Origin of the sequence: Nonomuraea sp. NPDC050680 (assembly GCF_040654555.1) — a bacterium.
Lineage (GTDB): Bacteria > Actinomycetota > Actinomycetes > Streptosporangiales > Streptosporangiaceae > Nonomuraea.
In genome coordinates, this window is the sequence record NZ_JBFAIF010000041.1 from 26,574 (window position 1) to 35,519 (window position 8,946).

The window sequence follows — 8,946 nt, forward strand, 5'->3', positions numbered from 1 at the left end:
CACCGCGCCACAGGCCCCCGCGCCCCGGCGCCCGCCTCACAGGCGCCCGCCACTGTGGGCGGCGGCCACCAATGGTCCCCGCGCCCGCAGGTCCCCGCGTCATGGGAGCCCGCCACTGTGGGCGCGGCGGGCCCCGATGGGCGCCTCCGGTGCGGCGTGCGCCCTGCGGGGACGGTCCTTCGTGGGGCCGTCCGCGAGCGATCTCGTACGGCGAGCGTGGGATCCGGGGTGCCGCGCGACCCACCTGGTGCCGTACGCGGAAAGAAAGATCAGAGCAGTCCACACGACAGAACCCGAGGCAGAGGGTCCGTCGCCGGGCCAGGGGACGCGGGTCGGGGAAGACCCTGGGTTTTCCCTGAAAAGTCAGGGGAATACGCCATCACCGGGACACCGACACGTAGGGTTTAAATCATGCTGAAGCGCAGAATTTCCCTCGCTACCGCCGCGGCCGGTGCCGCCCTGGTCGCGGTCGCGGTTGCCGGTTGTGGAACGACCGCGCAGCCAATCCAGGTCAAGCTGGCGGCGTCCGAAGTGCTGACGCAGGCCGCGCAGAAGACCGCGGAGGTCACCAGCTACACCGTTGACGCCGTCGTCAACGTCAAACACCCCCAGGAGGGGAACGGCAAGGTGCAGGGGCGGATGCTCTACCAGAGCAAGCCGCAGCTGGCCGTCGACCTCACCCTCGACACCCTCGACATGGGCGGTAAGAGCCTGCCCGGTGGGGCACGAGCCGTGCTCCAGGGCGACGCCGTCTACGTCAAGGTCGAGGCGCTCAAGGAGCTCGTCGGGGCGACGAAGCCGTGGATCAAGGTGCCGCTGACCAACGTCGGCGCTCCGGATCAGGTCAAGACGTACCTCGACCAGATCCAGCAGTTCGACCTGGCGGCCGTCACCAAGATGGTGACCGCGTCGCAGGACGTCAAGGCGGCCGGCACCGAGAGTGTCGGCGGCGCGGACACCACCCACTACAGCGGGACGTTCCCGGTCGACGCGGCGGTGCAGCAGCTGCCGGCCGACGAGCAGGAAGCCGCCCGCTCGGGCCTGGCCGAGCTCAAGGACATCAAGTTCGACATCTGGGTCGGCAGTGACGGCCTGCCTCGCAAGCTCGCGCTGAACGGTGCCAAGGAAGGCGCCACGCTGGACGCGACCCTGCTGTTCAAGGGGTTCAACGAGGCCGTCAACATCCAGACGCCGCCCGCCGACCAGATCGGTGAGCTGCCGAAGGGCGCGACCAACTAACCGGGTGCGGCGCTGAAAAGCGTCGCCGACTGAGAGCGATTTGGAAACTCGGCGGCCAGGACGTAGTCTGGTCGTTGCCGAAGACCGCCGGTTGTCGTCAGGTTCCTCAAGACCTGATGACCGAAGGATCCACAGTCTGTGGACGGCCCGCGCAGGTGTGATACGAGTTTCCTACACGGAGTGATCCGTGTGCGAGCCCCGTGTGCGCCCTGCGCCCGGGGCCGTTCTCATTTCTGGGCCTTCACCGGTGGCACATCTGGAAGGAGGCCCATGGCGAGGGCGGATAAGGCGACAGCAGTTGCCGAGCTCAGGAGCGAGTTCGAAGGCAGCGCTGCCGCCGTTCTGACCGAGTACCGCGGTCTCACCGTCGCGCAGCTCAAGCAGCTGCGCGTCTCTCTCGGTGAGAATGCGAAGTTCGCCGTGGCGAAGAACACCCTGACTAAGATTGCGGCCAATGAGGCCGGTTTCGCGGGTCTTGACGACCTGCTCGCCGGTCCGACCGCGATCGCCTTCGTCAACGGCGACGTTGTCGAGGCGGCCAAGGGTCTGCGTGACTTCGCCAAGGCCAATCCCCTTCTGGTGATCAAGGGCGGCGTCCTTGATGGCAAGATGCTGGACGCTACGGAGATCACCAGGCTCGCTGACCTCGAGTCCCGCGAGGTTCTCCTCGCGAAGCTGGCCGGCGCGATGAAGGCGAAGCAGAGTGCTGCTGCCGCCATGTTCGCCGCGCTGCCCACCAACATGGCCCAGCTGGCCGACGCCCTTCGCGCCAAGCGCGAAGAGGCGGGCGAGTAATACGGGGATTGCCGCAAACCCCGCGGTCCCGTTCCTAGTTATCGCAAGATCCATACGGAGGAAATCATCATGGCGAAGCTCAGCACCGACGAGCTGCTCGACGCGTTCAAGGAGATGACCCTCCTCGAGCTTTCCGCGTTCGTGAAGCAGTTCGAGGAAGTGTTCGACGTCAAGGCCGCCGCCCCGGTCGCGGTTGCCGCTGCCCCCGCCGCCGGTGGTGGCGACGCCGCCGCCGTTGAGGAGCAGGACGAGTTCGACGTCATCCTCGAGGGTGCCGGCGACAAGAAGATCCAGGTCATCAAGGAGATCCGCGCCCTGACGTCCCTGGGCCTCAAGGAGGCCAAGGACCTGGTCGACGGCGCTCCCAAGAACGTCTTCGACGGCAAGGTCAACAAGGAGCAGGCGGAGAAGGCCAAGGCTGCCCTCGAGGGCGCCGGCGCTTCCGTCACCGTGAAGTAACACTTTCGAGGCATATCGCTCGAAGAGCATTACCGAATCGCCGGTTCCGGCGTTTCACCCCAGAAGGGGCGGCTGCACCCAGGTGCCGGGTGTGCCGCCCCTTTTGCGTTTTCTACGTGCCCGGCTGTTGCCGCCGTACAGAGCTCACGAGATTCTCATGGTCGTCTCATCGCGTGGCGAGAGGCCGTGCCTAGCGTTCGAGTGTGTTCAAGGATGCGCGTGTCAGAGATCGATGGATGTTGGCCGGGCTGCTCGCCGCCACCGGGGTGCTCTACGTATGGGGGCTGAACGCCTCCGGATGGGCCAACGCGTTCTACTCGGCTGCCGTCCAAGCGGGCACCCAGAGCTGGAAGGCGTTCTTCTTCGGGTCGTCCGACGCGGCCAATGCCATCACCGTCGACAAGACGCCCGCCTCGTTGTGGCCGATGGAGCTCAGCGCCAGGATCTTCGGGCTGAGCTCCTGGAGCATTCTCGCGCCCCAGGCACTCATGGGCGTGGCGACCGTGGGCGTGGTCTATGCCGCCGTACGCCGCCGGTTCCCCGCGTGGGCCGCCTTGATCGGCGGGGCGGTGATGGCGGTTACGCCGGTGGCGGTGCTGATGTTCCGCTTCAACAATCCGGACGCGCTGCTGGTGCTGCTGCTGACCGTCGCGGGTTACTGCGTGGTGCGGGTCCAGGAGAAGGCGGGGACGCGGTGGCTGGTGCTGGCGGGGGCGTGCATCGGGTTCGCGTTCCTGGCCAAGATGCTGCAGGCGTTCGTGGTGCTGCCGGGGTTCGCGCTCGTCTACCTGATCACGGCTCCGACCACGGTGGGGCGGCGGCTCTGGCAACTCGTGCTGGCGGGCGTGGCCGTGGTGGTGTCGGCCGGATGGTGGCTGGTGGCCGTGGCGCTGGTGCCCGCCGCCGACCGCCCGTACATCGGCGGCTCCCAGACCAACAGCGTGCTGGAACTCGCGCTCGGCTACAACGGCATCGGACGGCTGAACGGCGGCGACTACGGAGGCCTCGGCAACCTCAACCAGCAGGCCGGCTGGTGGCGGATGTTCGACACCGAGGCGGGCGGGCAGATCTCGTGGCTGCTTCCGGCGGCGCTGGTGCTCCTGGTGGCCGTGGTCTGGCTGACGCGGTCGGCGCCGCGGACCGATCCCGTACGGGCTCAGGTGGCTGTGTGGGGGAGCTGGCTGATGATCACCGGGCTGATCTTCAGCCTGATGCAGGGGATCTTCCACGCGTACTACACGGTGGCGCTGGCTCCGGCGATCGCGGTGCTGGTGGGCTCGGGGGTGGCGCTGCTCTGGGAGCGCCGGGCGAACCGGGCGCTCGCGCTGGCGGCGGCTGTGACGGCTGGATGGGGGTACGTCCTGCTGTCGCGTAGCGCGGAGTGGAATTCCTGGTTGGGGCCGATCGTGCTCGTCGGCGGGCTGGCGGCGGCCGTGGGTCTGCTGATCATCGGCCGTCAGGAGGAGGGACGGGCGGGTGTGCCGTCCGGGAAACCTGGGGGAGTGCCGTCTGAGGGGTCTGCGGGCGTGTCGTTCGCGGCGCGTGGGTGGTGGTCGCGGCGGTTGTCGGGGATTGTCGCCATCGTGGCGGTCGTGGTGTGCCTGGCGGGGCCGGCCGCGTACGCACTGGACACCGCCACATCCGCGCATACCGGCGCGATCCCCACGGCGGGCCCCTCGACGGGAGGGTTCGGCGGACCTGGAGGGTTCCGGCGCGGCGGCTCTGCGGCCATGGGACCGGGCGGGTTCGGTGGCTTCGGTGGCGGCCAGCCGGGTGGTACCGGTGGGACTGGGCGACCTGGTGGTATCGGCGCTCAGCCGGGCGGCACCGGTGCTACCGCGAGATCGGGTGGCACGGGGGCCGACGGGTTCGCTCGTGGTGGGCGGGGAGGCGGCGGGATGGGCGGGTTGCTGCAGTCCGCCACCCCCAGCGCCGAGCTGACCGCCCTTCTGAAGAGCGACGCCACCGCCTACAGCTGGGTCGCCGCGACCGTCGGCTCGAACAACGCCGCCGGATACCAGCTCGCCACGGGCCGGCCGGTGATGGCGGTGGGCGGCTTCAACGGGACCGACCCCGCGCCGACGCTGACCCAGTTCAAGCAGTACGTGGCCGAGGGGAAGATCCACTACTTCATCGGCGGCGGAATGGGCGGTGGCATGCGCGGCGGGGCCGGCACGGGTGGCAGCAGTGACGCGGCCGAGATCGCCGCGTGGGTGCAGGCGACGTACACGGCCGCCACAGTCGGCAACACCACGGTCTACGACCTCACCGCCGCCAAGTGACCGTACGACCTCTGGGTCGGCAAGTCCCCGGGCGTTTCGTCACACGACCGTCTTGATCCCTGCGCCGGTCCGTGGGGGCTGGGGCGCGGAGGACCCATGGAGGCTCTTCAGGGGAGTGGACGGACGGATACCCGGCGAACGTTCGTGGACGCCGCGCTAGGCGGCGCGGACGCGGGCGATGGCGCTGGTGTCCATGTAGTCGCGCGCGTGGACGATCAGACCGTCCCTGACCCGCAGGATCAGCAGGCCCGGCACCGTCAGCTCCTGGTCGGCCACCGTGACCACCGTCTCGTGCTCCGCCACGATCACCTCCGGGTCGGTGCTCTGGCGGATGACCACGTCACGGATCTCCTTGACCAGGGCCTTCATGGCGCCCCACATCATCGTGTATCCCGCCCGGACCTCCTCCCGGCCCTTGAACGCCGGCAGCCCGCCGAACGGGAACTCGTGCAGGCCGTCCTCGGCATAGAGATCGGCCAGTTCGTCGGCCGACTTGTGGAGCATCGCGGCGTGGTAGGCGGCGACGACATCGGTGGCGGACATGGGAGCTCCATTTCCCTCAACGGACGTTGACTCAACGAGCGTAGAGCGAAATAGGGCGAATGGTCAACGCCTGTAGAGTGAGCGATGGTTACCGAAAGAGGCGGAGGCGGCGGCGTGACCGAACGGGCGGAGCGGCGTCGCAGGACCGAGCAGCGAATTCTGGAGGCGGCCAGGAAGCTCTTCGCCGACCTGGGATTCGAGCGCACCACGATCCGCGCCGTGGCCAAGGCGGCCGAGGTCGATCCCGCGCTCGTCATGCAGTACTTCGGCAGCAAGCAGGGCCTGTTCAGCGCGGCTGTGGCCATCGCCCCGGCGCCGGTGGCCCAGGGCGACGGCGGCGAGTCGGACGTCGATGACTTGGTCGAGCAGCTCCTCGGGAGCCTCGGCCTCAAGATGGGGGAGTTGCCGCAGAGCTCCCTGGCCATGATGCGATCGATGCTCACCCACCCGGAGGCGGGCGCGTCGGCGCGGGCCGTACTGAGTCGTCAGATTCATCAGGTCGGCGAGTCGATTCCCGGCGGCGACGCGCGACTGCGGGCGGCGCTGATGACGACGATCATGCTGGGCGTGACCGTGGGCCACCAACTGCTCGAACTCGACGAGCTGCGCGAGGCGTCTCAAGCAGACATCGCACGGGTCCTCCGCCCGGCCCTGAGGGCGATCGCCCATCCCCAGGCCGAATAGAGGCCGCGACGCCCGTTGCTGGACTCCGTGTCTCATAACCGGGCAGTAACAAGTTATTGGAACTGGTTCCAATTCCCGTATGCGCCGCTACGGTGATGGCAGCCGTGTGGTTGAAGTCACATTACTCTGTGCGTATGGAGGGTGACCCTTGGGCGTCGAAGTCGTGGTCGACGGGCTGACCAAGTCGTTCGGCCGACAGGTCATCTGGGAGGACGTCTCGCTCACCCTGCCCGCAGGCGAGATCTCGGTGTTGCTCGGTCCCTCCGGCACCGGCAAGTCGGTCTTCCTCAAGACCCTGGTCGGGCTGCTCAGGCCGGACCGCGGCCACATCTGGATCGACGGCTACGATCTGGCCAACTGCAACGAGAGCAAGCTCTACGAGCTGCGCCGCCTGTTCGGGGTGCTGTTCCAGGACGGCGCCCTGTTCGGCTCGCTCAGCCTGTACGACAACATCGCCTTCCCGCTGCGCGAGCACACCAAGAAGAGCGAGTCGCAGATCCGCCAGATCGTGCTGGAGAAGATGGAGCTCGTCGGCCTGCTCGGCGCCGAGACCAAGCTGCCGGGCGAGATCTCCGGCGGCATGCGCAAGCGGGCCGGGCTGGCCAGGGCGCTGGTGCTCGATCCCGAGATCATCCTGTTCGACGAGCCCGACTCGGGTCTGGACCCGGTACGGACCGCCTATCTCAACCAGCTCATCGTCGACCTGAACGCCGAGATCGAGGCGACTTTCCTGATCGTCACGCACGACATCAACACCGCCCGTACGGTGCCCGACGACATCGGGCTGCTGTTCAGGCGCGAGTTGATCATGTTCGGGCCCCGCGAGATGCTGCTGTCGAGCGACGAGCCGGTGGTCCGGCAGTTCCTCAACGCCAGGAAGCACGGCCCTATCGGCATGTCGGAGGAGAAGGACGTCTCCGAGCTGGAGGCCGAGGCGCAGCTGGGCCACGACCCAGGCTCGCTGCCGCCGATCCCGCCGCAGCTGATGCCCAGCGGCAACGGGCTCCGTCGTACGCAGCGGCCGCCCGGCACCTGGCTGGCGGCCAACGGGGTCATCCCGCCCCAGGGCTCCTTCGTGGACGACCGGGGGCGCAATTGGCTGGAAGAGTACCCCCGCCTGATCAACGCCCACCTCAACGGCGTCCGCTAGGTCCCGGCCAAGAGCCGTCAGGCCGGCCAAGAGCCGTCAGGCCGGCCAAGAGCACGAGGCGACCCAAGAGCCGCCAACCGGCCAAGGGCGCCAGACCGGGGCGAGCCGCCAGGCGGCCCGAGAAGGTAGTTCCCCGGGCCTCGGCGACAGAAAGGCCATAACGCCCTGCCGCGCCCCCAGCGGGCCCCAGAGGGCCGCCTGAAGGGCGTTCGTCAGGTACTCGGCCCGCTGGGGAGTCGGGAGGCGACGACAATGCCCGCCCGGCAAGAGTGGGGTCCTATGTCGCCTCTGTCGTTTCCCGGGCTCCGGGAGCGGCCGGCGGGTTATCATCCGGCAACCAAGCCGGGAGGTGAGCAGACGTGGACGAGCCGGTCCGGCCACCCCGCGTCCTGACCGGCGTACTCGTGCTGCTGGTGGTGCTGCTCGGCGCCGCCGTGGTGTTCCTTCGCGGGCAGGACCTGGCCGAACAGGCCAGGGCGGACGATCGGCGGGCCGCGCTGGAGGCGGCGGGCACGCACGCGATCAACCTGATCTCGCTCGACTACAAGACCGTCGACGCCGACATGGGACGCATCCTCGCCACCTCCACCGGAGTGGCCCAGGAGGAGTACAAGGCGAACGCGGCGAAGCTCAAGTCCACCACAGTGGAGAACAAGGTCGTGCAGGACGGCGTGCTCCGGGCCACGGGGCTGGTGTCGATGACGGAGCTGACCGCGAGGGTGCTGGTCGTGGCCGACGTGGAGATCCGCTGGGAGGGCTCCAAGACCCCCAAGCAGGAACGGTTCTACCGCTGGTCGATGGACGTGACCAAGGCGAACGGAGTCTGGCTGGTGTCGAGGGCGGTGCAGGTGGTGTGAGGGCGGTCACGATCGCACTGCTGGTCCTGGTGCTCGGGCTCGGCGCCGCGTCAGGGGTGTTCTGGTACGACGCCCACGCCTTGCGGGCGGATGAGGAGGCGGGGCGCCAGGCCATGGCCGCGGCCCGTTCGGTGGCCCCGGACCTGCTCTCGTACGACTACCGGACGGTCGAGCAGGACCTGGCCCGGGCGGCGGGGCACACGACGGGCGAGCTCACCGAGCACTACAAGGCCCTGTCGGCCTCTCTGGTCGTCAAGGCCAAGGCGGAGAAGACGGTGCGGACGGTGGCCGTCGTCGACGCGGGTGTGGAGCGGGCAGAAGATGATCGAGTAGAGGTTCTGTTGTTCGTGAACACGGGTACGGACAGGGAGATCCCCGGCAAGGCCGAACCACAGCAACAGGTCAGCCAGGACCGGGCCAGGCTCGTCATGGTTCGGCAAGATTCCCGCTGGTTGGTGGCCGAGCTGTCGACCTTGATCGGTACTGCCTGAGTCATCGGGCGCGTCTCCGAGGTCAATTGTTACTAAAAATAAGGTTTAGCGAAGCCCAAGTAGCGGGTACCTGAGTCTCAGCTACACCGGTTGTCGGCATGGGTTCGACCCTCGGTGTGACGGAGCGTTAACCGTCCCCGTTCGCGGGTATCGTCTTGGGCCTGACGGTAGGCGTCCGATCACGCAGGGGAGAAAACCCAGCGTCCGGCCCCTAGGTCGGCGGAAAGTCGGGCTTACGGGCTTGACGTTTCCGCTCGAACGGGCGATGCTGCGACCAACGTGGAGCATGCAGCGAGAGTGAAGTGGACAGGCGTGTGCCGTTCGGCTACACTGCCCCTTTGCGCTGCCCTTTGACGACCCGCTCCGCTTGCTCACGTTGCGAGGTTGTCTGGCGTGCGTGTAGTCAGTCCGCCGCGAGCCCTCGGAAGGACATCTGTTGGCAGCCT

Annotated in this window: 9 protein-coding genes; 8 read left to right on the forward strand and 1 reads right to left on the reverse strand. The window is 68.0% G+C overall.

Features of this window, described 5'->3' with window-relative positions; all coding sequences use genetic code 11:
• Positions 1 to 411: 411 nt before the first annotated feature.
• From AB0H88_RS51780 to AB0H88_RS51795, 4 genes are all read left to right on the forward strand, one after another.
• Complete coding sequence (locus AB0H88_RS51780; protein WP_357657522.1) at positions 412 to 1,239, forward strand: LppX_LprAFG lipoprotein; 828 nt, start codon at positions 412 to 414, stop codon at positions 1,237 to 1,239.
• 270 nt (positions 1,240 to 1,509) lie between these two features.
• Positions 1,510 to 2,034, forward strand: a complete 525-nt coding sequence (rplJ, locus tag AB0H88_RS51785; protein WP_225293991.1) for a 50S ribosomal protein L10 — start codon at positions 1,510 to 1,512, stop codon at positions 2,032 to 2,034.
• 69 nt (positions 2,035 to 2,103) lie between these two features.
• A complete protein-coding gene (gene rplL, locus AB0H88_RS51790; RefSeq protein WP_357657523.1) occupies positions 2,104 to 2,493 on the forward strand; it encodes a 50S ribosomal protein L7/L12 in 390 nt (129 codons plus the stop codon).
• 203 nt (positions 2,494 to 2,696) lie between these two features.
• Positions 2,697 to 4,775: a glycosyltransferase family 39 protein gene (locus tag AB0H88_RS51795; RefSeq protein ID WP_357657524.1), complete on the forward strand. Its 2,079-nt coding sequence runs from the start codon at positions 2,697 to 2,699 to the stop codon at positions 4,773 to 4,775.
• Positions 4,776 to 4,931: 156 nt separating this feature from the next.
• Here AB0H88_RS51795 and AB0H88_RS51800 read toward each other — a convergent pair whose 3' ends face one another.
• Positions 4,932 to 5,318, reverse strand: a complete 387-nt coding sequence (locus AB0H88_RS51800; protein WP_357657526.1) for a nuclear transport factor 2 family protein — start codon at positions 5,316 to 5,318, stop codon at positions 4,932 to 4,934.
• 114 nt (positions 5,319 to 5,432) lie between these two features.
• On the opposite strand from AB0H88_RS51800, the gene AB0H88_RS51805 reads away from it, so the two are divergent.
• From AB0H88_RS51805 to AB0H88_RS51820, 4 genes are all read left to right on the forward strand, one after another.
• Complete coding sequence (locus tag AB0H88_RS51805; RefSeq protein WP_357657528.1) at positions 5,433 to 6,002, forward strand: TetR family transcriptional regulator; 570 nt, start codon at positions 5,433 to 5,435, stop codon at positions 6,000 to 6,002.
• Between the two features lie 148 nt (positions 6,003 to 6,150).
• Positions 6,151 to 7,152: an ABC transporter ATP-binding protein gene (locus tag AB0H88_RS51810; RefSeq protein ID WP_225293987.1), complete on the forward strand. Its 1,002-nt coding sequence runs from the start codon at positions 6,151 to 6,153 to the stop codon at positions 7,150 to 7,152.
• Positions 7,153 to 7,511: 359 nt separating this feature from the next.
• Positions 7,512 to 8,009, forward strand: coding sequence for a hypothetical protein (locus AB0H88_RS51815; protein ID WP_357657529.1), 498 nt, complete (start codon positions 7,512 to 7,514; stop codon positions 8,007 to 8,009).
• The gene (locus AB0H88_RS51820; protein WP_357657531.1) at positions 8,006 to 8,500 is read left to right on the forward strand and encodes a hypothetical protein; all 495 of its coding nucleotides are present in this window, start codon (positions 8,006 to 8,008) and stop codon (positions 8,498 to 8,500) included. The genes AB0H88_RS51815 and AB0H88_RS51820 overlap by 4 nt, the downstream gene beginning before the upstream one ends.
• Positions 8,501 to 8,946: the final 446 nt, after the last annotated feature.

Bases quoted from the DNA above. Each gene is read 5' to 3' on its own strand.
- rplJ (WP_225293991.1), top strand. From the start codon at position 1,510: ATGGCGAGGGCGGATAAGGCGACAGCAGTTGCCGAGCTCAGGAGCGAG.
- rplL (WP_357657523.1), top strand. From the start codon at position 2,104: ATGGCGAAGCTCAGCACCGACGAGCTGCTCGACGCGTTCAAGGAGATG.
- AB0H88_RS51780 (WP_357657522.1), top strand. From the start codon at position 412: ATGCTGAAGCGCAGAATTTCCCTCGCTACCGCCGCGGCCGGTGCCGCC.
- AB0H88_RS51800 (WP_357657526.1), bottom strand. From the start codon at position 5,318: ATGTCCGCCACCGATGTCGTCGCCGCCTACCACGCCGCGATGCTCCAC.